The sequence below is a fragment of the Amycolatopsis stemonae genome (assembly GCF_054781455.1).
The window spans coordinates 26,546-50,912 of the sequence record NZ_BAAGUJ010000028.1; the positions used below are offsets into that span (position 1 = coordinate 26,546).

At 71.5% G+C, this 24,367-nt stretch carries 25 protein-coding genes and 1 riboswitch; of the genes, 16 read left to right on the forward strand and 9 right to left on the reverse strand.

Annotated elements, in window-relative coordinates:
* Positions 1 to 11 precede the first annotated feature (11 nt).
* Positions 12 to 1,715 (forward strand): acyl-CoA synthetase family protein, encoded by a 1,704-nt coding sequence (locus ACYVLJ_RS46935; protein ID WP_460443616.1) that lies wholly within the window; start codon positions 12 to 14, stop codon positions 1,713 to 1,715.
* Positions 1,716 to 1,721: 6 nt separating this feature from the next.
* On the opposite strand, the gene ACYVLJ_RS46940 is transcribed toward ACYVLJ_RS46935, so the two are convergent.
* Positions 1,722 to 2,120, reverse strand: a complete 399-nt coding sequence (locus ACYVLJ_RS46940) for a hypothetical protein (RefSeq protein ID WP_451972428.1) — start codon at positions 2,118 to 2,120, stop codon at positions 1,722 to 1,724.
* 34 nt (positions 2,121 to 2,154) lie between these two features.
* The gene (locus ACYVLJ_RS46945) at positions 2,155 to 2,712 is read right to left on the reverse strand and encodes a hypothetical protein (protein WP_460443617.1); all 558 of its coding nucleotides are present in this window, start codon (positions 2,710 to 2,712) and stop codon (positions 2,155 to 2,157) included.
* Positions 2,713 to 2,980: 268 nt separating this feature from the next.
* Between ACYVLJ_RS46945 and ACYVLJ_RS46950 the strand changes: the two genes are divergently transcribed.
* The 8 genes from ACYVLJ_RS46950 to trxA all read left to right on the forward strand — a co-directional run bounded on the left by ACYVLJ_RS46950 (position 2,981) and on the right by trxA (position 7,223).
* Complete coding sequence (locus ACYVLJ_RS46950) at positions 2,981 to 3,214, forward strand: hypothetical protein (RefSeq protein WP_451972432.1); 234 nt, start codon at positions 2,981 to 2,983, stop codon at positions 3,212 to 3,214.
* Positions 3,215 to 3,227: 13 nt separating this feature from the next.
* Complete coding sequence (locus ACYVLJ_RS46955; protein WP_460443618.1) at positions 3,228 to 3,848, forward strand: CDP-alcohol phosphatidyltransferase family protein; 621 nt, start codon at positions 3,228 to 3,230, stop codon at positions 3,846 to 3,848.
* A 100-nt stretch (positions 3,849 to 3,948) separates the two neighbouring features.
* On the forward strand, positions 3,949 to 4,335 hold the full coding sequence (gene gcvH, locus ACYVLJ_RS46960; RefSeq protein WP_086679382.1) for a glycine cleavage system protein GcvH: 387 nt from the start codon (positions 3,949 to 3,951) through the stop codon (positions 4,333 to 4,335).
* A gap of 137 nt (positions 4,336 to 4,472) precedes the next feature.
* Positions 4,473 to 4,943 (forward strand): glycogen accumulation regulator GarA, encoded by a 471-nt coding sequence (gene garA, locus ACYVLJ_RS46965; RefSeq protein ID WP_072478754.1) that lies wholly within the window; start codon positions 4,473 to 4,475, stop codon positions 4,941 to 4,943.
* Positions 4,940 to 5,686, forward strand: a complete 747-nt coding sequence (gene ftsR / locus ACYVLJ_RS46970; protein WP_460443619.1) for a MerR family transcriptional regulator — start codon at positions 4,940 to 4,942, stop codon at positions 5,684 to 5,686. Before garA ends, ftsR begins: the two co-directional genes overlap by 4 nt.
* Before the next feature lie 215 nt (positions 5,687 to 5,901).
* On the forward strand, positions 5,902 to 6,375 hold the full coding sequence (locus tag ACYVLJ_RS46975; protein WP_009078856.1) for a bifunctional nuclease family protein: 474 nt from the start codon (positions 5,902 to 5,904) through the stop codon (positions 6,373 to 6,375).
* Positions 6,376 to 6,480: 105 nt separating this feature from the next.
* Positions 6,481 to 6,876, forward strand: a complete 396-nt coding sequence (locus ACYVLJ_RS46980; protein WP_451972438.1) for a MerR family transcriptional regulator — start codon at positions 6,481 to 6,483, stop codon at positions 6,874 to 6,876.
* An 11-nt stretch (positions 6,877 to 6,887) separates the two neighbouring features.
* Entirely contained in the window at positions 6,888 to 7,223 is a 336-nt protein-coding gene (gene trxA / locus ACYVLJ_RS46985) for a thioredoxin (RefSeq protein WP_451972440.1), read from the forward strand.
* Here trxA and ACYVLJ_RS46990 read toward each other — a convergent pair.
* On the reverse strand, positions 7,204 to 7,836 hold the full coding sequence (locus tag ACYVLJ_RS46990; RefSeq protein WP_460443620.1) for a TetR/AcrR family transcriptional regulator: 633 nt from the start codon (positions 7,834 to 7,836) through the stop codon (positions 7,204 to 7,206). The two genes, trxA and ACYVLJ_RS46990, sit on opposite strands and share 20 nt — an antisense overlap.
* A gap of 279 nt (positions 7,837 to 8,115) precedes the next feature.
* Here ACYVLJ_RS46990 and ACYVLJ_RS46995 point away from each other — a divergent pair, with 279 nt between their 5' ends.
* The 4 genes from ACYVLJ_RS46995 (at position 8,116) to ACYVLJ_RS47010 (ending at position 15,058) form a co-directional block, all read left to right on the forward strand.
* Complete coding sequence (locus ACYVLJ_RS46995; protein WP_285451512.1) at positions 8,116 to 8,694, forward strand: MerR family transcriptional regulator; 579 nt, start codon at positions 8,116 to 8,118, stop codon at positions 8,692 to 8,694.
* 42 nt (positions 8,695 to 8,736) lie between these two features.
* Positions 8,737 to 8,835, forward strand: a riboswitch (glycine riboswitch).
* Between the two features lie 169 nt (positions 8,836 to 9,004).
* Entirely contained in the window at positions 9,005 to 11,881 is a 2,877-nt protein-coding gene (gene gcvP / locus ACYVLJ_RS47000) for an aminomethyl-transferring glycine dehydrogenase (protein ID WP_460443621.1), read from the forward strand.
* Positions 11,882 to 11,939: 58 nt separating this feature from the next.
* Positions 11,940 to 12,887 (forward strand): NAD-dependent epimerase/dehydratase family protein, encoded by a 948-nt coding sequence (locus tag ACYVLJ_RS47005; protein WP_451972445.1) that lies wholly within the window; start codon positions 11,940 to 11,942, stop codon positions 12,885 to 12,887.
* Positions 12,884 to 15,058: a glycosyltransferase family 2 protein gene (locus tag ACYVLJ_RS47010; RefSeq protein ID WP_460443622.1), complete on the forward strand. Its 2,175-nt coding sequence runs from the start codon at positions 12,884 to 12,886 to the stop codon at positions 15,056 to 15,058. The genes ACYVLJ_RS47005 and ACYVLJ_RS47010 overlap by 4 nt, the downstream gene beginning before the upstream one ends.
* Here ACYVLJ_RS47010 and ACYVLJ_RS47015 read toward each other — a convergent pair.
* Positions 14,988 to 15,485 (reverse strand): GtrA domain-containing protein, encoded by a 498-nt coding sequence (locus tag ACYVLJ_RS47015; protein WP_460443623.1) that lies wholly within the window; start codon positions 15,483 to 15,485, stop codon positions 14,988 to 14,990. The genes ACYVLJ_RS47010 and ACYVLJ_RS47015 overlap by 71 nt on opposite strands.
* A gap of 178 nt (positions 15,486 to 15,663) precedes the next feature.
* Here ACYVLJ_RS47015 and ACYVLJ_RS47020 point away from each other — a divergent pair, with 178 nt between their 5' ends.
* Positions 15,664 to 16,818, forward strand: coding sequence for a Rossmann-fold NAD(P)-binding domain-containing protein (locus ACYVLJ_RS47020; protein ID WP_460443624.1), 1,155 nt, complete (start codon positions 15,664 to 15,666; stop codon positions 16,816 to 16,818).
* A gap of 54 nt (positions 16,819 to 16,872) precedes the next feature.
* Here ACYVLJ_RS47020 and ACYVLJ_RS47025 read toward each other — a convergent pair whose 3' ends face one another.
* A complete protein-coding gene (locus ACYVLJ_RS47025; RefSeq protein ID WP_460443625.1) occupies positions 16,873 to 17,232 on the reverse strand; it encodes a nuclear transport factor 2 family protein in 360 nt (119 codons plus the stop codon).
* Positions 17,233 to 17,367: 135 nt separating this feature from the next.
* On the opposite strand from ACYVLJ_RS47025, the gene ACYVLJ_RS47030 reads away from it, so the two are divergent.
* Positions 17,368 to 18,168 carry a helix-turn-helix domain-containing protein gene (locus ACYVLJ_RS47030; protein ID WP_460443626.1) on the forward strand — a complete coding sequence of 267 codons (801 nt, stop codon included), beginning with the start codon at positions 17,368 to 17,370 and terminating at the stop codon, positions 18,166 to 18,168.
* A gap of 44 nt (positions 18,169 to 18,212) precedes the next feature.
* A complete protein-coding gene (locus ACYVLJ_RS47035) occupies positions 18,213 to 18,992 on the forward strand; it encodes an aldo/keto reductase (protein ID WP_460443627.1) in 780 nt (259 codons plus the stop codon).
* Here the strand turns inward: ACYVLJ_RS47035 and ACYVLJ_RS47040 are convergent.
* The 4 genes from ACYVLJ_RS47040 to ACYVLJ_RS47055 all read right to left on the reverse strand — a co-directional run bounded on the left by ACYVLJ_RS47040 (position 18,989) and on the right by ACYVLJ_RS47055 (position 24,156).
* On the reverse strand, positions 18,989 to 20,785 hold the full coding sequence (locus ACYVLJ_RS47040) for a hypothetical protein (RefSeq protein WP_460443628.1): 1,797 nt from the start codon (positions 20,783 to 20,785) through the stop codon (positions 18,989 to 18,991). The two genes, ACYVLJ_RS47035 and ACYVLJ_RS47040, sit on opposite strands and share 4 nt — an antisense overlap.
* Before the next feature lie 109 nt (positions 20,786 to 20,894).
* Positions 20,895 to 21,782: a 3-methyladenine DNA glycosylase gene (locus ACYVLJ_RS47045; protein ID WP_460443629.1), complete on the reverse strand. Its 888-nt coding sequence runs from the start codon at positions 21,780 to 21,782 to the stop codon at positions 20,895 to 20,897.
* A complete protein-coding gene (locus ACYVLJ_RS47050) occupies positions 21,779 to 22,822 on the reverse strand; it encodes a hemolysin family protein (RefSeq protein ID WP_451972462.1) in 1,044 nt (347 codons plus the stop codon). The genes ACYVLJ_RS47045 and ACYVLJ_RS47050 overlap by 4 nt, the downstream gene beginning before the upstream one ends.
* A complete protein-coding gene (locus ACYVLJ_RS47055) occupies positions 22,819 to 24,156 on the reverse strand; it encodes a hemolysin family protein (protein WP_451972463.1) in 1,338 nt (445 codons plus the stop codon). Before ACYVLJ_RS47055 ends, ACYVLJ_RS47050 begins: the two co-directional genes overlap by 4 nt.
* Positions 24,157 to 24,367: the final 211 nt, after the last annotated feature.

Consider the following 24,367-nt stretch of genomic DNA (forward strand, 5'->3'; position numbering starts at 1 on the left):
AGGAGGCAGCCGTGACCGCTTCGGAGGTCCACCACGCGTTCCGCGTCGCGCGGGACTACCTGCAGACCCACCGCGAGGACTACGACACGGCGTATCGCGACTTCGCCTGGCCGCAGTTCGAGGAGTTCAACTGGGCGATCGACTGGTTCGACGTCGTCGCCCACGACCCGGACAACGCCGAGCGGTACGCGCTGTGGATCGTCGAAGAGGACGGCACCGAGAACCGCTGGACCTACCCGGAGCTGTCCGGCCGGTCCAACCAGGTGGCGAACTGGCTGCGTTCGCTGGGCGTCCGCCGCGGCGACCGGCTGATCCTCATGCTGGGCAACCAGGGCGAGCTGTGGGAGACCATCCTCGCCGCGATCAAGCTCGGCGCGGTGATCATCCCGGCGTCCACGCTGCTCGGCCCGGCCGACCTGACCGACCGGGTGGAGCGCGGCGCGGCGAAGCACGTCGTGGTCCGCTCGGTGGACGCGCCGAAGTTCGCCGACGTCGAAGGCGACTACACGCGGATCGCCGTCGGGGAGCCGGTCGAGGGCTGGCAGCAGTACTCGGCCGCCTTCGCCGAATCCCCGGAGTTCGCCCCGGACGGCCCGACGCACGCGGCCGACCCGCTGCTGCTGTACTTCACCTCCGGCACGACCGCGAAGCCGAAGCTGGTGCAGCACACGCACGTTTCGTACCCGGTGGGTCACCTGTCGACGATGTACTGGATCGGCCTCGAGCCGGGTGACGTCCACCTGAACATCTCCTCGCCGGGCTGGGCGAAGCACGCGTGGAGCAACTTCTTCGCGCCGTTCAACGCCGAGGCGACGGTCTTCCTCTACAACTACAACCGCTTCGACGCGGGCGCGCTGATGGCCCAGATGGACCGCTGCGGCGTGACGAGCTTCTGCGCGCCGCCGACCGTGTGGCGGATGCTCATCCAGGCCGACCTGACGGCCCTGAAGACCCCGCCCACGAAGGTCGTCGGCGCGGGGGAGCCGCTCAACCCCGAAGTGATCGAGCAGGTCCAGAAGTCCTGGGGCGTCACGATCCGCGACGGCTTCGGGCAGACCGAGAGCAGCGTCCAGATCGCCAACACGCCGGGCCAGGACGTCGTGCCCGGCTCGATGGGCCGCCCGCTGCCGGGGTTCGTCGTCGCGCTGGTCGACCCGGTCAGCGGCGAGCGCGCGCCGGAGGGCGAGATCTGCCTCGACCTCGCCCACCGCCCGGTGGGCCTGATGACCGGCTACGCGGACGACGACGAGCGCACGTCGGCCGCCTTCGCGAACGGCTTCTACCACACCGGCGACGTCGGTTCGATCGACGAACGCGGCTACATCACCTACGTCGGGCGCACGGACGACGTGTTCAAGGCGTCGGACTACCGCATCTCGCCGTTCGAGCTGGAGAGCGTCCTCATCGAGCACGAGGCGGTGGCGGAGGCGGCGGTCGTCCCGGCGCCGGACCCGATCCGGCTCGCGGTGCCGAAGGCGTACGTCGTCCTGGCGTCCGGCCACGAGCCGACGCCCGAGACGGCGAAGGCGATCCTGGCGTACTGCCGGGAGCACCTCGCGCCGTACAAGCGGATCCGGCGCATCGAGTTCGCGGAGCTGCCGAAGACGATCTCCGGCAAGATCCGCCGCGTCGAGCTGCGAGGCCGTGAGAGCGACCCGAAGCGCGGCGAAGGCACCGAGTACCGCGAAGAGGACTTCCCGGACCTCAAGGGCTGACGGCGGTCAGCTCCTGGTGCCCTCGACCTGGCGGCCGTCTTCCGTCGAGCAGACCGTCACCGGGTCGTGGGCGCCACTGCCGCACGTCCACTCGTCGAGGACGACCGGGCCGGGGCCGTCCGGTGAGTTCGCCTCCGCGGGCGTCAGCTTCGCGAAGTAGTCCTTCAGCAGCTTCGCCGCCGCGGCGCAGTCGACCTGGCCGTGCGCGACGACGGCCGTCTTCGCGCCACCCGAGCCGGCGACGTCGCCGCAGGGCACGCCGGGTGCCGTCGACGCCGCCGCGGCGGCCGCGGCCGGGACCGTGGGGGACGGCGCGGCCGGAGCGGGCGCCGGGTCCGCGCCGCCGCAGCCGGCCAGCACGGCGGTCGCGGCGACGAGCAGCAGGGGGTACGCGAATGTCTTCATGGGCCCTTCAGGAGCGGAAGCGGATCGGGAGCGGTCACTCGGACGGCACGACGGCCGCGAACACCGTCTGCTCGCCCTTGGTGCAGGTGGTGCCGCCTTGCGCGGCGGGTGGCCCGGAGGTGCACAGCCAGCCGTCGACGGTCTCGTTCACCGCGTCGTTCGAGCCGGCGTCCTGGCGCCCGGCGATCTTGCGGTGGAAGTCGCCGACGAGCTTGGTCGCCGCCGCGCAGCTGACGCCGGCCGAGCCGCTGTCGAACACGTAGAGCGTCAGCCCGCTGGCGGCCGTCACCGTGCCGCAGGAACCGGGCACGGACGGCGGCGCGCCGGCCGGCTTCGATGCCGGGGCCGGCGTGGCCGAGCCGTCCGTGGCCGGCGGGGGCGGTGGCGCGGTGGTGGAGACGGGCGCCGACGACGTGGCCGCCGGGGGAGCCGGAGACGAGGGCGCCGGGGCCGCCGGGTCCCCCGAGCAGGCCGCGAGCGCGGGCACGGCGAGGCAGGCGGCGAGCAACGGCCGCCACGTCCTCGTGGTGGTCGGGTGGGGCACCGCGATCGTTTCCTCCCCGGTCAGGCTGGCCCGGTCATTCTGGCCCATCCGGGCGGGGGCCCCGTGGACCGACTCGCCCACAGGTGTGCCGGAGATTACTCCAGCCGGGTGGCGGCCCGATCCGGTGGCCGCCCCCGCAATGTCCACAATGGACGATTAACATTCCGTTCACGCTCCGAAACCTGACGCAGCCAAGAAGAATCGATCGGTCTAATTCACGCCGTGCCGGTTAACGTCCGGGCCCCGCGTGCCGAAGATCTTGGTGGAGGCCGAAGAGCTTCCGTCCCCGAAAACCCACCCCGAGCCCGTGAGAGCGATGAACGCCGACGCTGTGACCAGCCCCGATGCCAGCACCGACGAGCACCCCGACGTCCCGTCCGGCCCCCCGACCGTCCCGAGCAGCGTCGTCTGGTGCTGCGGACGCCCGTACGTCCTCGAGGCGCGCCCCGGCCGCGCCCGCTGGATGGGCACCGACCTCCGGGGCCGTCCCGAGGCCCTGAGCAGCGCCGAACTGCAGCGACGCGGCTGGAGCCGCCGCCGCGCCTGCTGACTACGCTGGGCGAGTGAGCACAGCCGCACCCGAGCCCGCCGCCGAGGCGGGCGCCGCCGAGCCGTCCCTGCTGAAGCAGGCGTTCAACGTCCCGAACATGCTGTCCCTGCTGCGGCTGGCCGGCGTGCCCGTGTTCCTCTGGCTGCTGCTCGGTCCCGAAGAAGACGGCTGGGCGCTCGCCCTGCTGGTGTTCAGCGCCCTGACCGACTGGCTCGACGGCAAGCTGGCCCGCTGGCTCAACCAGATGTCCCGGCTGGGCCAGCTGCTCGACCCGGCGGCCGACCGGCTCTACATCCTGGCGACCCTGATCGCGTTCCTGGTCCGCGAGATCATCCCGTGGTGGGTCGTGGTGCCGCTCGTGCTGCGCGAGGTCGTGCTCGGCGTCTGCGTGCTCACGCTGCGCCGCCGCGGCTTCGCGCCGCCGGAGGTCACCTACATCGGCAAGGGCGCCACCTTCGTTCTCATGTACGCGTTCCCGTTCCTGCTGCTCGCGCAGGGCGGCTCGGACGTCGCCGCGGTCGCCCGGCCGATCGGCTACGCCTTCACGATCTGGGGCGCGGTCCTCTACGTCTGGTCCGGTGTGCTCTACGTCGTCCAGGCGCGCAACGCCCTGCGCGGCACCGCCGGCGACTGAGCGCGACGCTTTTCCCGGGGCGTGGGCCGCGGCTGGGCCGTGTGGGTGTAAGACTTCGCCCAGCACGTTTCGCCAGTGAGGGCATGAAAGGGGACCGGCGGTGTCCGCTCCTGAAGAGCTTCGCTACACCGAGGAACACGAGTGGGTCGCCACCCGCGGCGAGGACACCCTCGTCCGCATCGGCATCACCGAGTACGCGCAGGACCAGCTCGGCGACGTCGTGTTCGTCGACCTGCCCGAGGTCGGCCGCCAGGTGAGCGCGGGCGACGTGTTCGGCGAGGTCGAGTCGACCAAGAGCGTTTCCGAGCTGTTCGCGCCCGTCGACGGCGAGGTCGTGGCGGTCAACGACGCCGTCGCCGACTCGCCCGAGCTGATCAACAGCGACCCCTACGGCGAGGGCTGGCTGATCGAGATCCGCCTCGACGACCCGGCGGGGCTCGAGGCGCTGCTCGAAGCCGAGGCCTACGACGCCCTGACCAAGGGCTGAACGAGGCTCCCACCCGGTCGGACCAGCACTGCGCCGGTTCGGGGAGCCGGGGCTCGGAGAATCGATCAGGCACGGTACGTTGGCAGCTACACGTTCTTGAGTACTAGGCAACACAGCATGTGTGGAGGAGAGCTCAGGTGAGCACGAACGACGGGCCCGGCGGCGTTCCCCCGGAGCAGTCTCCGGAGCGGACCTCTGTCTTCCGGGCCGACTTCCTGGCCGAAGCCGAAGGCCACGAGTCCGCCCCGGCCGCGGAGGCACCGGTCCAGGGCGTCGACGCCCTGCCGCCGGGTTCGGCCCTGCTGGTCGTGAAGCGCGGGCCCAACGCGGGTTCGCGGTTCCTGCTCGACCGCGACACCACCAGCGCCGGGCGGCACCCGGACAGCGACATCTTCCTGGACGACGTCACCGTCTCCCGCCGGCACGCCGAGTTCCGGCGTGAGGGCGGCGAGTTCGTCGTCATCGACGTCGGCAGCCTCAACGGCACCTACGTCAACCGCGAGCCGGTCGACCAGGCCGTCCTCGCGGGGGGCGACGAGGTGCAGATCGGGAAGTTCCGCCTGGTCTTCCTGACCGGCCCGGGTCACGGGGGCCAGGGGGCGCAGTGACGGCGGCCGGGCGGCCACAGAACCACGGATTGAGCATCGGGGCGGTCCTGGCGCAGCTGCGCCAGGACTTTCCCGACGTCACCATCTCCAAGATCCGGTTCCTCGAAGCCGAAGGCCTGGTCCAGCCGGGCCGGACGGCGTCGGGGTACCGGCAGTTCGCCGCGGCGGACGTGGAGCGCCTGCGGTTCGTCCTGGCCGCCCAGCGGGACCACTACCTCCCGTTGAAGGTCATCAAGGAGCAGCTCGACGCGGCGGATTCGGGGGCCGGCACCACCACGGCCCTGCCCCGGCCGCCGCGCCGGCTGGTGCCGATCGACGCGCCGGCGGAGAACGTCGGCCTCCCGGTGGCGGACGACTTCGCCGCGGGCAAGGAGCTGCGCCTGACCCAGGAGGAGCTCCTGGAGCAGGCGGGCATCGACGCGGCGGTGCTGGCCGAGCTGCAGCAGTACGGCCTGGTCCGGCCGGGTCCCGCGGGGTTCTTCGACCCCGACGCGGTGCTGGTCGCGCGCACGGTGAAGGCGATGACCGAATTCGGTATCGAGCCGAGACACCTGCGTGCCTTCCGCGCCGCGGCCGACCGCGAGGTCGGGCTGCTGGAGCAGATCGTGACCCCGGTGTACCGGCACCGTGACCCGGAAGCGAAGTCGCGCGCCGACGAGGTCGTCCGGGAGCTCGCGGCACTGTCCGTGACGCTTCACACGCTCCTCGTCAAGGCGGGAATCCGCGGCGTCACCGGGTGTTGACCGTAACGGGGCAGTGAGATCCTCTTTGCGGTCCCATGTCAATGACTGAATGTTCGGCACCGCATGCCGTACCGTGAAGGCAAGGGTTTGCGGCAGGCGAACCGAGATAGTCTCGACAGCGAGCACAGCGCGGGGATGACGGGTAGCGTCGGCAGTGGCGGCGTCGAGCCGTTCCAGCGTTTGAGCCCGTGTGCGCGAGAGGGAGGCGAAGCCCGATGAGCGAAATGCGCGTCGTCGGTGTGCGGGTCGAGCTGCCCGCGAATCAGCCGATCTTGTTGCTGCGGGAGACCGAGGGTGAACGGTACCTGCCGATCTGGATCGGCTCGGTCGAAGCCACCGCCATCGCCTTGGAGCAACAGGGAGTCCGGCCGGCCCGGCCGCTCACGCATGACCTGCTGAAAGAGGTCATCGGAGCACTCGGCCGCGAGCTGGAGCAGGTCGTCATCACCGACTTGAAGGAAGGCACGTTCTTCGCGGAGCTCGTCTTCGACGGCGACATCCGCGTGTCCGCCCGGCCGAGCGACTCCGTCGCCCTGGCCCTGCGGATCGGCGTCCCCATCCACGCGGTGGACGCGGTGCTGGAGGAGGCCGGCCTGATCATCCCGGACGAGCAGGAGGACGAGGTCGAGAAGTTCCGCGAGTTCCTCGACTCGGTTTCGCCCGAGGACTTCCGGGGTGCGGATACCTGATCCCGCGGGCGAGTGCGTCCGGGGGCACGCCCCCGGACCCCATGACCCTCCCGCGGTAGCGGATTCACTTGCCTTGACGCGGACGTCAACGTCTAGCGTCGGGGTATGCGGATCGGAGAGCTTGCGCAGCGCACGGGTGTCACCACCCGTGCGCTGCGGTTTTACGAGGCCCAGGGCCTCCTCGCGGCCCGGCGCTCGGCGAACGGCTACCGCGAGTACGACGAGGACGACCTGCAGCTGGTCAAGGAGATCCAGACCCTGCAGACGATCGGTCTGACCCTCGACGAGACCCGGCCCTTCGTCGAATGCCTGCGCAGTGGCCACGAGACCGGCGACGCCTGCGAGAGCTCCATCGAGGTCTACCGGCGCAAGCTCGAAGAAGCCGACGCGCTCCTCGCCCGGCTCGGCGGCATCCGCGCCGAGCTGGCCGCGAAGCTCGCCGGCGCCCTCGCCCGGCAGGCGCCCGATCCGTGCGTCGTCCCCGATTCCCCGCGTCCGTGAAGGAGCCCGCCATGTCCGAAGTCGTCGCAGTCACCGACTCGACGTTCCCCGAAGTGCTCGGCAGCGACGTGCCCGTGCTGGTCGAGTTCTGGGCCACCTGGTGCGGGCCGTGCCGGATGGTCGGCCCGGTCCTCGCCCAGCTCGCGGCCGAGCGGGCCGGGGAGCTCACCGTCCGGAAGATCAACGCCGACGAGAACCCGGAGACGACCCGGTCCTACCAGGTCATGTCGCTGCCCACGATGATCCTCTTCTCGGGCGGCGAGCCGGTCGAGACGATCGTCGGCGCCTTCCCGAAGGCCCGCATCGAAGAGCGCCTCGACCGCGCCCTCACGGCGCCGTCGCTTTGACGAACGTGTCCGCGACCTCGCGCTCGTACTTCTCCAGGTCCAGCGACGGGTCGGCCGCGTACGCCGCGGCCACCCCGTCGATGGCCTGCGCGATCGACATCGCCATCACCTCGGGCGTGAACCCGCCGAACACGCCCTCGGCCTGACCCTGCTTGAGCTGGCGCGCGAGCCCGTGCACCCGCATGTCGTCGACCAGGACCTTCGTCATCGACCAGCCCTCGGCGTCGTCGGCGTTGGCCGACAGCTCCGAGAGCACCTTGACGCACTCCGGGTAGGCGCGCAGGAAGGCGATCGACGTCTCGATGTGCGCCCGCAGGTAGCCGGGCCGGTCCGCCGGGTCGAGCCCGCCGCCGGTCCGCGAGGCGAGGAACTCGTTCTTCGTCTCGACGACCGTGCTGAGCACGGCCTGCATCAGGCCGGCCTTGTTCGTGAAGTGGTAGGAGATGAGCCGGGTGCTGCTGAGCCCGGCGCGCTCCTTGATCTTGGCGAACGTCGTCTTGCGGTAGCCGAGGTCGGACAGGACGCCGATGGTCGCCCCGATGATCTGCGCCCGGCGGGCCGCCTCCGTGACGCTGAGCCCCAGGTCCGCCATGAGGTCGGTGTTTACTTGCATGAGTAAAAATTTACTCGGCTGAGTAAAAGCCGTCAAGAGGTTTGAACCACCGCGTCCGGGGTACGGCGAACGGCTCAAAGGCTCATCCGTCCGTTGAGGCTTGCCGCGCGTCGCGTTGACCGGCACTGTCCGGGCGCTTACCGTCGAAGGAGGTAAATCGCCACGGTGTGATTCGACGGTCTGGGGCCGGACCGTGGTGGTTGATCTCCGGTCGGTCCCGCTCCTGGGACTTTCCGGCTGTCATTCGCCGGCCGTCAGGTCGGGCGAGGGGAGGCTTGCGTGGTCGAGGCTGGTTCCGAGAAGCAGCCTGTTGAGGTCGCGAGTGGCGAGCAGGGTGAGCTGTTCCCCGACAACTCGCTGCCGGACGAGCTGGTGGGCTACCGCGGCCCGGCGGCGTGCCAGATCGCGGGCATCACCTACCGCCAGCTCGACTACTGGGCGCGGACGAAGCTGGTCGCACCCAGCATCCGCACCGCACACGGCTCCGGCTCGCAGCGGCTGTACTCGTTCAAGGACATCCTGGTCCTCAAGGTCGTCAAGCGGCTGCTGGACACCGGGGTCTCGCTGCAGAACATCCGGGTCGCCGTCGACCACCTGCGCGTGCGCGGGGTCCGCGACCTGGCCCGGGTGACGCTGTTCTCCGACGGCACCACGGTCTACGAGTGCACGTCGCCGGAGGAGATCGTCGATCTGCTCCAGGGCGGCCAGGGCGTGTTCGGCATCGCGGTCAGCGGCGCCATGCAGGAGATCAGCGGGACGATCCACGAGTTCCCGGCCGAACGGGCCGACGGCGGCGTCGTCGAGACGCACGAGCCGGACGAGCTGACCCAGCGCCGCAACGCCCGCAAGACCGGGTGATCACCGCTGCGGCGGACGGAGTAAGGTTCCCCGTGCGGTCGACGAATCCGCGCGGGAGAGTCCGAGCCACACCTTGAGCTCGGCGCCGAAGGAGCAAGTCCTCCCCGGAACCTCTCAGGCACCCTGGACCGCGCGGACGAGACGCCTCTGGAAAGCGGGTCGTCAGGACACAGCCTGATGGCCCCGCCGACGGTGCAAGCCCGGCTCAACCTCGGGCGAAACTCTCAGGCGCCCTCCGGGGTACGGACAGAGTGGGGAGGGCCAGGACATCGCGGTCCCGGCCCAGCCCCGCCGTCCCCAGGAGGCCCCCGTGAACCCGTCACTCGCCTCGCTGGAACAGGGAATCCCCTTCGCCGAGCGGCACATCGGGCCCGGGCCGGGCGAACTCCGCCGGATCCTCGACGTCATCGGCGTCGCCTCCCTCGACGAACTCGCCGAGCGCGCCGTTCCTTCGTCGTTGCGCTCCTCGTCGGCGGCTTTGGAACTGCCGCCCGCCGCCACCGAGGCCCAGGCGCTCGCCGAACTGCGGGAGCTGGCCGCGCGGAACCGGCCGATGGCCCAGATGATCGGGCTCGGCTACCACGACACCGTGACGCCGCCCGTCATCCGGCGGAACGTCCTCGAGAACCCGGCCTGGTACACGGCCTACACGCCCTACCAGCCGGAAATCTCCCAGGGCCGCCTCGAGGCCCTGCTCAACTTCCAGACCGTGGTCGCCGACCTGACCGGGCTGCCCGTCGCCAACGCGTCCCTGCTCGACGAGGCCACCGCGGCCGCCGAGGCGATGACCCTGGTGCGCCGCGCCGGCAAGTCGGCCTCCAGCCGGTTCGTCGTCGACGAGGACACCCTGCCGCAGACCCTCGCCGTCCTCCGCACACGGGCCGAACCGCTGGGCGTCGAGCTGGTCGTCGAAGACCTGTCCCAAGGACTCACCGGGCTCGGGCTCGGCGGCGACTTCTTCGGCGTGCTGCTGTCCTACCCCGGCGCGTCCGGCGCGGTGCGCGAACTCGACCTGACGATCGCCGACGCCAAGAAGCACGGCGCCGCGGTGGTCGTCGCGGCCGACCCGCTCGCCTTGACCCTGGTGCGGCCGCCGGGGGAGCTGGGTGCCGACGTCGCCGTCGGGTCCACCCAGCGGTTCGGCGTCCCGCTCGGCTTCGGCGGCCCGCACGCGGCCTACCTCGCGGTCCGCAAGGGGCTCGAACGGCAGCTGCCGGGACGGCTGGTCGGCGTCTCGAAGGACGCCGACGGCGCCCCCGCGTACCGGCTCGCGTTGCAGACCCGCGAGCAGCACATCCGCCGCGAGAAGGCCACCTCGAACATCTGCACCGCGCAGGTCCTGCCGGCCGTGATGGCGTCGATGTACGCGGTGTACCACGGGCCCGACGGCCTGCGCGGGATCGCCCTGCGGGCCCACCGGATGGCGACCGTGCTGGCCGCCGGGCTCTGCGAGGGCGGCGTCGACGTCGTGCACGGCGAGTTCTTCGACACGGTCGTCGCGGCGGTGCCCGGCCGCGCGGACCTGGTCGTCGAGACGGCTCGCGACCTCGGCGTCAACCTGCGCCGCGTCGACGACGACCACGTCGGCGCCGCCTGCGACGAGACGACCACGCGGGAACGCCTTTCGCTGGTCTGGAAGGCGTTCGGCGTCTCGGTGTCCGATGTGGACGGCCTCGACGCGGACACCGCGGACGCGCTCCCGGCGCCGCTGCGGCGCACGAGCGACTTCCTGACGCACCCGGTGTTCCACGCCCACCGCTCGGAAACCGCGCTGCTGCGGTACCTCCGGCGGCTGTCGGACAAGGACGTCGCGCTCGACCGCAGCATGATCCCGCTGGGCTCGTGCACGATGAAGCTCAACGCCACCGCCGAGATGGAACCGCTCACCTGGCCGGAGTTCGCCGGACTCCACCCGTTCGCGCCCGCCGAAGACGCCGCCGGGCTGCTGACGATCGTCGCGGACCTGACCGCCTGGCTCTCCCGGATCACGGGCTACGACACGGTTTCCGTGCAGCCCAACGCCGGCAGCCAGGGCGAGTTCGCCGGGCTGCTGGCGATCCGCGCCTACCACCGCGCACGCGGCGAAGGCGACCGCGACGTCTGCCTGATCCCGGCCAGCGCGCACGGCACGAACGCGGCCAGCGCCGTGATGGCGGGTATGCGGGTGGTCGTCGTCCGCTGCGACGACGCCGGGAACATCGACCTCGCCCACCTGCGGTCCACTGTGGACGAGCACCGGGCCGGCCTGGCCGCGATCATGATCACCTACCCGTCGACGCACGGGGTCTACGAGGACACCGTCGGCGAGGTGTGCGAGCTGGTGCACGACGCGGGCGGCCAGGTGTACGTCGACGGCGCCAACCTCAACGCCTTGATCGGCGTCGCGCAGTACGGGCGCTTCGGCGCGGACATCTCGCACCTCAACCTGCACAAGACCTTCTGCATCCCGCACGGCGGCGGCGGTCCCGGCGTCGGGCCGATCGGCGTTCGCGCGCACCTGGCGCCGTTCCTGCCGAACCACCCGCTGCAGCCGGCGGCCGGCCCGGAGACGGGCGTCGGCCCGGTCAGCGCGGCGCCGTGGGGGAGCGCGTCGATCCTCCCGATCTCGTGGGCGTACGTCCGGATGATGGGGGCGGACGGCCTGCGCCGCGCGACGCTGGTCGCGGTCGCGAACGCCAACTACGTCGCGCGACGCCTCGGCGAGCACTACCCGGTGCTGTACGCGGGCCACGACGGGCTCGTCGCGCACGAGTGCATCCTCGACCTGAGGCCGCTGACGAAGGCCACGGGCGTCACGGTCGACGACGTCGCGAAGCGGCTGGCGGACTACGGCCTGCACGCGCCGACGATGTCGTTCCCGGTCGCGGGCACGCTGATGGTGGAGCCGACCGAGAGCGAGGACCTCGCCGAGCTGGACCGCTTCTGCGAGGCGATGATCGCGATCCGCGCGGAGATCGACCGGGTGGCGTCGGGGGAGTGGCCCCTGGAGGACTCGCCGCTGCGGCACGCCCCGCACACCGCGCGCTGCGTCGCGGGCGAGTGGGATCGCCCCTACAGCCGCGAGACCGCGGTCTTCCCGGCCGGCCCGGCGGCGGCGAAGAGCTGGCCCCCGGTCCGCCGCATCGACGGTGCCGCGGGCGACCGCACCCTGGTCTGCTCCTGCCCGCCTCCGGAAGCCTTCGCCTGACGACCGCGCGACGCGGGCCCACGGTGGGCACACAGGTTCGGGAGGTAGGTTGGCGGCCATGGCGAGTGCGCACGGTCCTGACCGGACGTCCGTGGTCGTGACCGGCGGCAGCGGCTTCATCGGCCGGGCCGCCGTGCGCGCCTTCCGCGACCGGGGCGTCCCGGTCACCGTCGTGGACCGGGTCCCGTTCCCCGAAGACCTCGACGGCGTCCGCGTGGTGACCGGCGACCTCCGTGACGCCGCCGTGCGCGAAGAGGCCGTGACGGCCGGGACCGCCGGGATCGTGCACCTCGCCGCGCTGACGTCCGTGCTGAAGTCGGTCGAGCTGCCCGAGGACACCTTCGCGGACAACGTCCTGGTCACCCAGGAGCTGCTGGAGCTCGCGCGCCGCCGCGAGGTGCCGAAGTTCCTGCTCGCCTCGACCAACGCGGTGATCGGCAACGTCGGCACCGCGACGATCACCCCGGACCTGCCGCTCCGGCCGCTGACGCCCTACGGCGCCACGAAAGCGGCGTGCGAGATGCTGCTCTCGGGGTACGCCGGCGCGTACGGCATGACGACGTGTGCCTTGCGGTTCACCAACGTCTACGGCCCGGGAATGTCCCACAAGGACAGTTTCGTACCGCGCATGATGCGCGCGGCGCTCACCGGCGGCGGCATCAAGATCTACGGCGACGGCCGGCAGCGCCGCGACCTCGTCCACGTCGACGACGTCGTCCGGGCGATCCTGACGGCCTTCGACAGCGGCCACACCGGCCGCGCGATCGTCGGCGCGGGCCGCTCGGTGTCCGTGCTGGAGATGGTCGAGGCCGTGCGCGAGGTGACCGGCGCCGAGTTGCCGGTCGAGCACATCGAGGCGCCGGCGGGGGAGATGCCCGCGGTCGTCGTGGACGTCTCGGGCAGTGCCGCGACCATCGGCTACCGCCCGTCCGTCTCGCTGGTCGACGGCCTGGGCACGGCGTGGAAGTACTTCTCCGGGCTCGACCGTCCAAACGCGACACCGTGACCGCTTTCGCGAAGCGGCACTGGCTGCTGCTCCTGCTGCTCGTCCCGGCGATCACGCTCCGGGTGCTGACCTGGCTCGCGTACCGGCCCGCGCTGCTGTTCATCGATTCGTTCCGCTACCTCGACAACCTGCACGCGCTGCGCGCCGACCAGCTCGACCCGATCGGCTACGACCTCGTGCTGCGCCCGCTGCTGGCCGTCGGCGGGCTCGCCTGGGTCGCGGCCGTCCAGCACATCGCCGGCATCCTCATCGCGGTCGGGATCTACGGGCTGGTCCTGCGCCTCGGCGGTCGTCCGTGGGTCGGCGCGCTGGCCGCGACCCCGGTGCTGCTCGACGCCTACCAGCTGCAGATCGAGCAGAACATCATGTCCGAGGTGACGTTCGAGGCGGTGCTCCTCGGACTGCTCTGGCTGTTGCTCGGCTGGGGCACACCGGGCTGGAAACGCGCCGGCGCCGCGGGGTTGCTGCTCGGCTTCGGCGTGCTGACCCGGCTGATCGGGATCTCGCTGGCCCTGCCGCTGCTGGTGTTCCTGGTCGTCGCCGGGGGAGCGTGGCGGCACTGGGCGGGCTGGCGCCGGGCGGGCGCCGGCCTGCTGGGCCTGCTCGTCGTCCTCGTGCCCTACTCGGCGCGCGTGCATTCGGAAACCGGCAAGTGGGGGCTGACCGGGCCGTCCGGGAACATGCTCTACGGCCGCACCGCCGCCGTCGCCGACTGCGCGAACCTCCACCTCGACCCGACGCTGCGGGTGTTCTGCCCGGCCGAGCCGCGCGAGACGCGGCTGGTCGACAACTACGCGCACGCCGACCTCGACCCGAACTGGCCGGGCCCGCTGCCGCCCGGCGCCGACAAGGCCGCGCTGGCGCACGCGTTCGCGATCGACGTCCTGAAGGAGCAGCCCGGCGACGTCGCCGGCGCGATCCTCCACGACTTCTCGAAGAGCTTCGCGTGGACGCGCGCGCAGGACCCCACCGACGTCCCCCTGGACCGGTGGCAGTTCCAGCTGAGCTACCCGCAGTGGGCCGACCAGGCGCTGATCGACCTGGTCACGCTGGGCAGCGACGGCGTCCACGCGAGCGTCGACCAGCCACTGGCCAAGATCCTGCGGGACTACCAGCTCGGTGGCGGGTACGTGCCCGGCGCGGTGCTCGGCATCGGCGCCCTGCTCGGCCTGCTGACCGTGGTCCGCCGCAAGCGGCCCCTGGACCGGGCCCGGGCGGGCGCGCTGCTGGCGTCGACGAGCGGGCTGGTGCTGCTGTTCGCCTCCGCGGTGTTCCAGTTCTCCTGGCGCTACCAGATCCCCGCGCTGGTGCTGTTCGCGGTGGCCGGGGGCCTCGGCTTCACGACCCTGACGTCGGCCAGCCGGAAGCGTCTCGCGGCGTTCCCCGACGACGTCGACCAGGGCGCCCTCGACGACTTCCACGGGCGGAACCCCGGCGTCGAGCTGGCCCCGCTGACCGTGGTCGTCGCCGCCTACAACGAAGCCGGCGGCATCGGCGAAGTGCTGGAGAAGATGCCCGACGAGTGCCTCGGCATGCCGGTCGACGTGCTCGTCGTCGTCGACGGCGGTACCGATGACACGGCAGCGATCGCCGAAGACCACGGCGCGTACGTGTGTGTCGCTCCGCGCAACCGCGGCCAGGGCGCCGCCCTGCGGCTGGGGTACCACCTCGCGGCCGGGTCCGGCGCCGAATACGTCGTGACGACCGACGCGGACGGCCAGTACGACAACAGCGAGCTGGAGGCGCTGGTCAGCCCGGTCGTCGACGGCACGGCGGACTTCGTGACGGGGTCGCGGCGGCTCGGGCACGAGGAGGCCGACAGCCGCGTCCGGTGGCTCGGCGTGCGCGTGTTCGCGGTGCTGGCGTCGGTGCTGACCGTGCGGCGGATCACCGACACGTCGTTCGGCTTCCGCGCGATGCGGGCGGAGCTGGCCTGCGCGGTCCCGCTCAACGAACCGCAGTACCAGTCGTCGGAGCTGATGCTCGGCGTGACCGCGCGCGGCGCTCGCGTGCTGGAGCTGCCGATGAGCATGCGGCTGCGCAAGGCGGGCAAGAGCAAGAAGGGCGGCAGCCTCGTCTACGGCGCGAACTACGCCCGCGTCATGACGGGGACGTGGTGGCGGGGGTACGTGCTGCGCCGCGGCCGAACACGAGCCGGTCGAGCAGCGTGAACTTGACGACGAACACCAGTGCGTAGCTGGCCACGTACGCTCCGTCGACGAGCACGACCCACCAGAAGTGCGGCAGGTCCAGCGGTGTGAGCAGCGAGCCCGCGAGGGTCGTCAGGCCGATCGAGGCGAGCCCGCCGAGGCCGATGACGACCAGGTAGGGCAGCAGTTCGCGGCGCACGCGCGGACGTCCGGTGCGGCCCCAGACCCAGCGGCGGGTGACCAGGAAGTTCAACACTGCGCCGGCCGCCCAGGCCAGCGTGCTCGCGAGGGCCGCGGCACCGCCGGTGGCGAGGACGGCGAGCAGCACGACCTGGCTGAGAACCGTGGCGGCGACGGACGTCGCGGCGGCGCGCGCGAGGCGCGCCCAGCCGCGGGTGCGGGTCTTCTCCGCTGTGCGGGGCCGCACGCCGTTGGTTACGGTCGTCATGTCCCCATCCTCCCCGCGGGCTCGTCGCGCCGCCGTCCGGGCCCCCTACGCATAGGAGATTCACAGCTCATTGCCAGGTCCTCATCAGGACGTGATCGATAGCGTCGGGTTCTTGCAAGCCTCTGCTCGTTCGCAGGATCGGCAAGCTTGTGCGTAAACGAGCAGGAAAGGCGGCACAATGCGAGTGCTGGTTCTCGGCGGTGACGGATATCTGGGCTGGCCGACCGCATTGCACTTATCGGACAAAGGCCACGAGGTAGCCGTTCTCGACAATTTCGCCCGCCGCGGTTACGACGCCGAACTCGGTGTCGAAAGCCTGGTCCCGATCGAATCCCTGGCCGAGCGGATCGCCGCGTGGCAGGAGGTCTCGGGACGCACGATCGCCAGTTACGAGGGCGACCTCCTCGACGCGGAGTTCCTCTTCGGCGCGGTTCGGGACTTCCGGCCGGACGCCGTCGTGCACTACGCCGAGCAGCGGTCCGCGCCGTATTCGATGATCGACCGCGAGCACGCCGTCTACACGCAGCACAACAACGTGATCGGGAACCTGAACCTGCTGTACGCGATCGCCGAAATCGACCCGGCGATCCACCTGGTGAAGCTCGGCACGATGGGCGAGTACGGCACGCCGAACGTCGACATCGAAGAGGGCTGGCTGGACCTCGAACACAACGGCCGCAAGGACCGCGTGCTGTTCCCGAAGCGGCCGGGGTCGTTCTACCACCTGACGAAGGTCCACGACTCGCACAACATCGAGTTCACCTGCCGCGCCTGGGGGCTGCGCGCGACGGACCTCAACCAGGGCGTGGTCTACGGCCAGCAGACGCCGCAGACGGCGCTGGACCCGCGGCTGGCGACGCGGTTCGACTACGACGCGGTGTTCGGCACCGTGCTGAACCGGTTCGTCATCCAGGCGGTGCTGGGCCAGCCGCTGACCGTGTACGGCAAGGGGGCCCAGACACGCGGCCTGATCGACATCCGCGACACCGTCGAGTGCATCCGCCTCGCCGTGGAGCACCCGGCCGAGGCGGGGGAGTTCCGCGTCTTCAACCAGATGACGGAAAGCATGTCGGTGGCCGGCATCGCCGATCTCGTCGCCGAGCGGTTCCCCGGGCCCGTGCAGATCGAGCACCTGGAGAACCCGCGCACCGAGGCGCCGGAGCACTACTACAACGTGAAGCACACCGGGCTGGTCGGGCTGGGGCTGGAACCGCACCTGCTTTCGGACACGCTGATCGAGTCGATGTTCGACATCGTGGGGGCGAACAAGCACCGCGTGCTCCCGGACAAGCTGCGCCCGACGGTGCGCTGGCGGGGTGCGCTGAAGGACTAGGGGTGCGGGCCGGCGTGCGGGCTCCCCTGCCCGGGAGCCCGCACGCCGGGGTGGTCAGCCCGGCAGCTTGTCGAGGAAGCCGTGCACCTTGGCGATCTTGCCGTCCTCGAGCTCGACGACGTCGAAGCCGATGGCGACGGGCTCGGCCCCGGGCGTCCCGAGGTACCACTGGAACCGCGCGAGGTCGTGGTGCGCGTCCGGTTCGGCGGGCAGGCTGAAGGACAGCCCGGCGAACTGCTGCTGCGCCCCGCCGACGAACTGGTCGATCCCGTCGTGCCCGGTGACGGCGCCGAGCGGGTCCGTGTAGGCGGCACCTTCGGTGAAGACGTCGCCGATGAGGGCGCGGCGCTTGTCGCCGTCGGTCTCGTTCCAGACGGCGATGTACTGCTCGACGATCGTGCGGACGTCGCTCATGGTGGTTCCCTTTCGTTGGGGGACAACGGGTTCGGTCGTCCCGGTGCTGAGCACGACTCTGTCCGACGACACGCGGCACGTCGATTACGCGGGAGGTAATGGCCGCGCGTCGATGATCGCCGTAGCGTCGCCCGGGTGACGACTACGGTGCAACGGCAGCGGCCGGTGGGTCAGCTGCTGCGGGAATGGCGCGACCGGCGCCGGATCAGCCAGCTCGACCTCGCGATCTCGGCGGACATCTCCACCCGCCACCTCAGCTTCGTGGAGACCGGCCGCTCGAAGCCCAGCCGCGACATGGTGCTGCGGCTCGGCGAGCACCTCGACGTGCCGCTGCGCGAACGCAACCGGCTGCTGCTTGCCGCCGGGTATGCGCCCGCGTACACCGAGAACGCTTTGGGGGACCCGGAGATGAACGCCGTCCGCCAGGCCGTCCGGCAGCTGCTCGCGAGCCACGACCCCTACCCGGCCGCCGTCGTCGACCGGAACTGGGACCTCGTCGACGCGAACGCCGCCATCGGCCTGTTCGTCGACGGGATCCCGGCCGGGCTGACCACCAACGTCCTGCGCGCGACGCTGCACCCGGACGGCATGGCGCCGCACGTCCTCAACCTGGGGGAGTGGCGTGCCCACCTCCTCGGCCGGCTGCGCCGCCAGGTGGACCAGACCGCCGACGCCGGGCTCGCCGAGTTGCTGCGGGAGCTGCGCGGGTACCCGTGCGACCAGCCGGTGCCCGAGGTGGAGGTCCCTGGACCGGGTGACATCTTCGTGCCGCTGAAGTACCGCCACGAGGGCACGGACCTGACGTTCTTCAGCACGGTGGCCACGTTCGGCACGCCCCTGGACGTCACGGTGGCGGAACTGGTCATCGAGTCGTTCTTCCCCGCGGACGCGGCTACCGCGGCATACCTGCGCGAGCGGGCCGCCCTGGTGGAATGATTGGGGGACACCCGCGCAGCATCCGAAGTGAGGATCACCGGTAGATGGCCGTTCCGCCTTCGCTCGCCCTGTCCGACGGAGTCCGCATCCCCCAGCTGCTGTTCGGTGTCGCGGGTCTGACCGCGGCCGAGACCGGCCGCGCCGTCCGCATCGCGCTCGACACCGGCTACCGCGGGTTCGACACCGCGCCGGGGACCGAGGTGACGGTGGGTGCGGCGCTTGCCGCGGGCGACGTGCCCCGTGAAGAGCTCTTCGTCAGCTTCAAGGTGCCCACGCAGGGCTACGACACCACGCGCCGCGCCGCCGACCAGGCGCTGGCCGCGCTCCAGCTCGACCAGGCCGACCTGTGCCTGCTGGACGGCACCAAGGGCGCGTTCCCCGACACCTGGCGCGCGCTCAGCCGGCTGCGGGCCGACGGCCGGGTGCGGGCGGTCGGCGTCGCCGGGTTCGGCGTCGCGGAGCTGCGCCGGCTGATCGACGCCACCGGCGCGGTCCCGGTGCTGAACCAGGTCGAGCTGCACCCGTGGCTGCAGCAGGTCCCGTTGCGCGAGTTCCACGACGAGCGGGGCATCGTGACCGCGGCGTCGAGCCCGGCCGCGAACGCCGCGCTGCTGTCCGACGAGACGGTCACCGCCCTCGCGGCCAAGTACGGCAAGACGCCGTCGCAGATCGTGCTGCGGTGGCACCTGCAGGCCGGGACGGTCGCGGTGGCGGCGTCGGCGACCACGACGCGGACCCGGGAGAACTTCGGGATCTTCGACTTCGAACTGGCCGACGACGACCTCGCCGTGGTGGCCGAGCTCGACAACGGCACGCGCGTCTAGGTTCCCTTGATCCCGGCGGCGGCGAAGTCCGCCTGCTGGGCGGGCTGCTCGAGGTACTCGCGGAACGTCTGGGCCGCGCGGAGCACGGTGTCGTCGATGCCCTGCCCGGAAAGCCCGACGAACGGGTAGTCCGCCGAGCGGGCGTTGGCCACGGACTGGGCGGCCGAACCGATCATCTCGGGCTTCTTGGTGGTCAGCTCGCTGATCCAGTAGGACGACTCGGGCAGCCAGGCGGCCGGGAGACCGCCGATGGCGTTGAGGTTCGACCGGCCGACGAGCGCGTCGAGCACCTCGGACGACGGCTTGGCGTCGATCGTCACGTGCACGCACTGGCCGTGGACGACGGTGGCGGCCTGGTTCCACCGGTCGGCGGCGGCGGTGAGCGGCTTCTGCACGCTCGGAGTGACGACGATCCGCATCTGCGACGTCCCCCCGGAGCAGGCGGCGGCCTGCGCCTCGGCGCGGCTGTTGAGCTCGCTGTCGGCCCAGTTCCAGCCGATCACGCCGAGCCCGATGAGGGCGGCGAGCACGGCACAGGCGATCGGCCAGCCGGCGATCCGCCGCCGAGGCGCCTTCTTGCCGACGATCCGGTGCGACCCGGTGGCCTCGCTCTTCCCGGCGACCCGGTGCGACCCGGTGGTCTCACTCTTGCCTTCGGCGCGGTGCGGCCCGGTGGTCTCACTCTTGCCTTCGGCGCGGTGCGGCCCGGTGGTCTCACTCTTGCCTTCGGCGCGGTGCGGCCCGGTGGTCTCACTCTTGCCTTCGGCGCGGTGCGGCCCGGTGGTCTCGCTCCGCCCGGGAGCGCGCCGACGGCCTTCGCTCTCGCCTGCGGGTTCGACGCGGCGGCGGGAGCTTTCGCCTGCGGCCTCTTTCCGGCTGAGGGTGCGGGACGTCTCGCTGCGGGCGGTGATCGGGTAGTTCCCGGAGGTCTCACCGTGCCGGGTGATGACCTCGGTCCGCTCGGCGGCGGTCTCCGCGGGGGAGGAGGCTTCCCCACGACGCCCGCGCCGCGAGGCGGACTGGCCGCCGCCTTTACCGCGGCGGCTGGTGGGCTGGTCCCCGAGCCCGGCAGCGCCGGACTCCTCGCCACGGGTGGCGACGGGGTAGGCACCGGAAGTCTCGCCACGACGGGCGACGGGGGCTTCACCGCGACTGGCAACGGGGTAGGCACCGGAAGCCTCACCGCGACGGGCGGCCTGCTGCGAACCGGTGGCCTCACCCGCGGAGACGAAGAAGGAGCCGGAGGTCTCACTGCGCCCGGCGACGGGGTACGAGCCCGACGCCTCACCGCGGCCGCGTCCGGCGATCCCGAAAGCATCGGAGATGGAGCTGCGCCCCGGAGTCCGGAAGGCCCCGGAAGCCTCACTCCGGCCGGTGACGGGGTACGAGCCGGAGGTCTCGCCGCGCCCGGTGACGGGGTACGAGCCCGAGGTCTCACCCCGGCCGGTGACGGGGTACGAGCCGGAGGTCTCACCGCGGCCGGTGACGGGGTACGAGCCGGAGGCTTCACCGCGGCTGGTGACGGGGTACGAGCCCGAGGTCTCACCCCGGCCCGTGACCGGGTACGAGCCGGAGGCTTCACCGCGCCGAGCGACGGGGTGCGAACCAGAGGCGTCGCCCCGGCCGGTGACGGGGTACGAACCGGACGCTTCACCACGGCCGGCGACCGGCTGGGGAGCCCCGCTCGGTGCTCCCGCGGCATCGCCCGGGTGGGGGCGGCGCGGGGCGGCCGGGCGGCCGGTGCGGTCCTGAGGGTGCGGCACGGGATCGTCGTCCCGGGTGTGTCGCCCCATCGTCATCCTTTCGGGCTACGCGCATGTCAAGCACGCGCGGCGATGCAATAAAACCGTTATCACCCTAACAGGTGAGTATCGGTGAGAGAATAATCTGACTCACAGTTGCTCACGCGCGGGGTGCTGCGCTGATCAGGCGATCGCAATGCGCGATCAGGCGAGCACGCACCGGTGCAGCTCGCCGCGCGAAACCGGCCTGGGCGCGGGCGTACTCGGCCCGGCCCTCGGCCGTCTCGATCCGCACCGGCGGGTAGCCCAGCGCGGCCAGGTCGTACGGGCTCGCCCGCATGTCCAGCGTCCGGATCTCGACGGCCAGCTCGAAGCAGTCCGCGACGAGCTCCGCGGGCACGAACGGGTCGAGCTTGTACGCCCATTTGAACAGATCCATGTTCGCGTGCAGGCACCCCGGCTGTTCGAGTGCGACCTGCGTCTCCCGCGACGGCGTCAGCTCGTTCCGCGGCCGGGCGTCGGCGGTGAAGAACCGGAACGCGTCGAAGTGCCCGCACCGGATGTCCTGGGACTCGACGACCGCGTCGGTGCCCGCCGAGCCGAGCCGTAGCGGGACCTGGTTGTGCCGCACGGAGTCCTCGGGCTCGCGGTAGACCATGGCCCACTCGTGCAGCCCGAAGCAGCTGAGCCGCGGCGCGCGCGACGCCGTCGCGCCCAGCAGGCCGCGGACGAACTCCGCCGTCCGCAGCTTGCCCTCGGTGAAGGCCGCCGGGTCGAGGACGACGCCGTCGTCCGTCGGCACGTAGCCCTTGCGGTCCAGGAACCGGCGGGCCGCGGGCCCGGCGAGCGCGACGCCGGGCCCGGGCTGCCACCGCTGCAGGTGCGTGGGCCGGAACGAGTAGTAGGTGAACAGGAAGTCCAGCACCGGGTGCTTCTCGCCGCGCGCCCGCCGCTCCTGGTGGGGGACCGTCCAGCGCCCCATTCGCTCGGCGTGCGCCGCTTCCCGGGCCAGCCAGTCCGGTTCGGCGAGCACTTCGACGCCGGTCATGCGCCCACGTGGGTGCCGTCCCGCACGGTGCCCACGTACTCCTCGACGAGGTCCTCGAGCGCGACGACGCCGACCGCGTTCCCGCCGCTGTCGAGCGCCCGCGCCAGGTGGCTGCCTTCCTTGCGCATGGCCGAAAGCGCGACGTCGAGCCGGGCGTCGGCGCGCAGTTCGGTGAGCGCCCGCGTCTTCGCCGGCGGCACGATCGTCGCCGGGTCCTGGCCCGCCAGGTCGAGGACGTCCTTCACGTGGATGTACCCGGTCAGCCGGCCGTCGTCGGTGCACACGGGGAAGCGCGAGAAGCCGGTCGACGAGACCGCCCGCTCGACGTCGCCGACCGTCGGCCCGCACGGCAGCGTGGTCAGCTCGGCCGTCGGCACCAGCACGTCGGCGACCGTCTTCTGCACCGACGACAACGTCTGGGACAGCCGCCGGTGCTCGGACTGGTCGAGCAGCCCCTCGCGGCGCGACTCGCTGAGCAGCTCGGCCAGCTCTTCGGACGTGTAGGCCGTCTCCAGCTCGTCCTTCGGTTCGACCTTCACCGCGCGCAGCAGCGAGTTGGCGACGAAGTTCAGCAGCCAGATGAACGGGTTGGCCACCTTGACCCACGCGACGTGCACGGGCACCAGCCACAGCGCGAGCCGTTCGGGCTCGGCGATGGCGAGGTTCTTCGGCACCATCTCGCCGATCAGCACGTGCAGCACGGTGATGAAGGCCAGCGCGATGGCGAACGACACCGCGTGCAGCAGCGTTTCGGGCAGCCCCAGCAGGTCGAAGAACGCCGACAGCCGGTGCGCGATCGCCGGCTCGCCGAGGCGGCCGAGCAGCAGCGAGCAGATGGTGATGCCCAGCTGCGCGCCGGCAAGCATCAGCGACACGTGCTTGCTCGCGTTGATCACGATCTTCGCGCGCGTCTTGCCCTGCTCCAGCAGGGCTTCGAGCCGGTCCCGCCGGGACGAGATCAGGGTGAACTCGGCGCCGACGAAGAAGGCGTTGGCCAGCAACAGGACCACGACCAGGGCGATGTTCAGCCAGTCGCTCACGCGTCCACCTCCACGCTCGCGGCCGCGCGGACCGGGGCCACCTCGACCTCGGCGATCCGGTGCTTGTCCATCGAGGTGACGGTGAGCCGCCAGCCGTCGACCTCGGCGGCGTCGCCCTCGGCGGGGATCTTGCCGAGCCGCTCCAGGATCAGCCCGGCGATGGTCTCGTAGTCGCCGTCGGGCATCCGGAAGCCGGTGACGTCGGTGACCTCGTCGGGCCGCAGCTGGCCGGACACCAGCCAGCTGTCGGTCCCGACCTGCTGCGACGCGGGCCCCTCGTGCTCGTCGTGCTCGTCGCGGACGTCGCCGATGATCTCTTCGACGACGTCTTCGAGGGTCACCAGCCCGGCCGTGCCGCCGTACTCGTCGACGACGATGGCGAGCTGGAAGCGGGAGTCGCGCAGGCGGTCGAGCAGGTCGTCGCCGGGCAGGGACTCGGGCACCGTCGGCACCGGCCGCATGACCGAGCCGATCGGCACGTTCGCCCGCTCGGCGGCGGGCACGGCGAAGGCCTGCTTGACGTGCACGGCGCCGCGGACGTCGTCGAGGTCCTCGGCGTGCACCGGGAACCGCGAGAAGCCGGTGCGGCGGGAGATGTCGATGAGGTCCTCGATGGTGTCGTCGACGGCGAGGGCCTCGAGCTGCACGCGCGGGGTCATGAGCTCTTCCGCGGTGCGCTCGCCGAACCGCAGGGAGCGGTCCAGCAGCTCCGCCGTCGACGTGTCGAGCGTGCCGCTTTCGGCGCTGGACCGCACGATCGAGCCCAGCTCCTGCGGCGAGCGCGCCGACCGCAGCTCTTCCTGCGGCTCGACGCCGAACTTGCGGACGAGGAAGTTCGCGCTGTTGTTCATCAGCGTGATGAGCCAGCGGAACAGCGAGGAGAACCGCGAGTGGTACCCGGCGACGGCCCGCGCGGTCGGCAGCGGCCGGGCGATCGCGAGGTTCTTCGGCACCATCTCGCCGAGGATCATCGACAGGGAGGTGGCCAGCACCAGGGCGAGCACGATCGACGCGCCCTCGGCGAACGACTCGGGCAACCCGACCGCGGTGAGCAGCGGGCGGACGAGCTCGCCGATCAGCGGCTCGGCCAGGTACCCGGTGATCAGCGTGGTGAGCGTGATCGCGACCTGGGCGCCGGAGAGCTGGAACGAGAGCGTCCGGTGGGCTTTCTGGACGGTCAGGGCCCGCCGGTCGCCGACCTGCCGGACGTTGGCGTCGACGGTGCTGCGCTCGAGCGCGGTCAGCGAGAACTCGGCGGCGACGGCCAGCCCGGTGCCCACGGTCAGCAGTACGAAGAGCAGGACGCCGAGCACGGCGAAGAGGATCTGGATCATTCCGCACCCGCCCGGTCGGCGGGGGATGAACCTATCGGACAGCCGGGTCGGTCACCCGGCCCGGTACTGTCACCAGGTGACTGCGCTGCGCGCACGAAACGGTCACTCCCAAGGAAGAAATCGGCGTGTACTGCGGAGATACGGACAATCGTATCGTGTCACCCGTGCCGGCGGCGGGCACGTCGGTGTGTCGGCGCGCTCACCTCGGCGG

Bases quoted from the DNA above. Each gene is read 5' to 3' on its own strand.
- ACYVLJ_RS46940 (WP_451972428.1), bottom strand. From the start codon at position 2,120: ATGAAGACATTCGCGTACCCCCTGCTGCTCGTCGCCGCGACCGCCGTG.
- ACYVLJ_RS46945 (WP_460443617.1), bottom strand. From the start codon at position 2,712: ATGGGCCAGAATGACCGGGCCAGCCTGACCGGGGAGGAAACGATCGCG.
- ACYVLJ_RS46950 (WP_451972432.1), top strand. From the start codon at position 2,981: ATGAACGCCGACGCTGTGACCAGCCCCGATGCCAGCACCGACGAGCAC.
- ACYVLJ_RS46975 (WP_009078856.1), top strand. From the start codon at position 5,902: ATGAGCGAAATGCGCGTCGTCGGTGTGCGGGTCGAGCTGCCCGCGAAT.
- ACYVLJ_RS46980 (WP_451972438.1), top strand. From the start codon at position 6,481: ATGCGGATCGGAGAGCTTGCGCAGCGCACGGGTGTCACCACCCGTGCG.
- trxA (WP_451972440.1), top strand. From the start codon at position 6,888: ATGTCCGAAGTCGTCGCAGTCACCGACTCGACGTTCCCCGAAGTGCTC.
- ACYVLJ_RS46990 (WP_460443620.1), bottom strand. From the start codon at position 7,836: ATGCAAGTAAACACCGACCTCATGGCGGACCTGGGGCTCAGCGTCACG.
- ACYVLJ_RS47005 (WP_451972445.1), top strand. From the start codon at position 11,940: ATGGCGAGTGCGCACGGTCCTGACCGGACGTCCGTGGTCGTGACCGGC.
- ACYVLJ_RS47015 (WP_460443623.1), bottom strand. From the start codon at position 15,485: ATGACGACCGTAACCAACGGCGTGCGGCCCCGCACAGCGGAGAAGACC.
- ACYVLJ_RS47020 (WP_460443624.1), top strand. From the start codon at position 15,664: ATGCGAGTGCTGGTTCTCGGCGGTGACGGATATCTGGGCTGGCCGACC.
- ACYVLJ_RS47025 (WP_460443625.1), bottom strand. From the start codon at position 17,232: ATGAGCGACGTCCGCACGATCGTCGAGCAGTACATCGCCGTCTGGAAC.
- ACYVLJ_RS47035 (WP_460443627.1), top strand. From the start codon at position 18,213: ATGGCCGTTCCGCCTTCGCTCGCCCTGTCCGACGGAGTCCGCATCCCC.
- ACYVLJ_RS47040 (WP_460443628.1), bottom strand. From the start codon at position 20,785: ATGGGGCGACACACCCGGGACGACGATCCCGTGCCGCACCCTCAGGAC.
- ACYVLJ_RS47045 (WP_460443629.1), bottom strand. From the start codon at position 21,782: ATGACCGGCGTCGAAGTGCTCGCCGAACCGGACTGGCTGGCCCGGGAA.
- ACYVLJ_RS47055 (WP_451972463.1), bottom strand. From the start codon at position 24,156: ATGATCCAGATCCTCTTCGCCGTGCTCGGCGTCCTGCTCTTCGTACTG.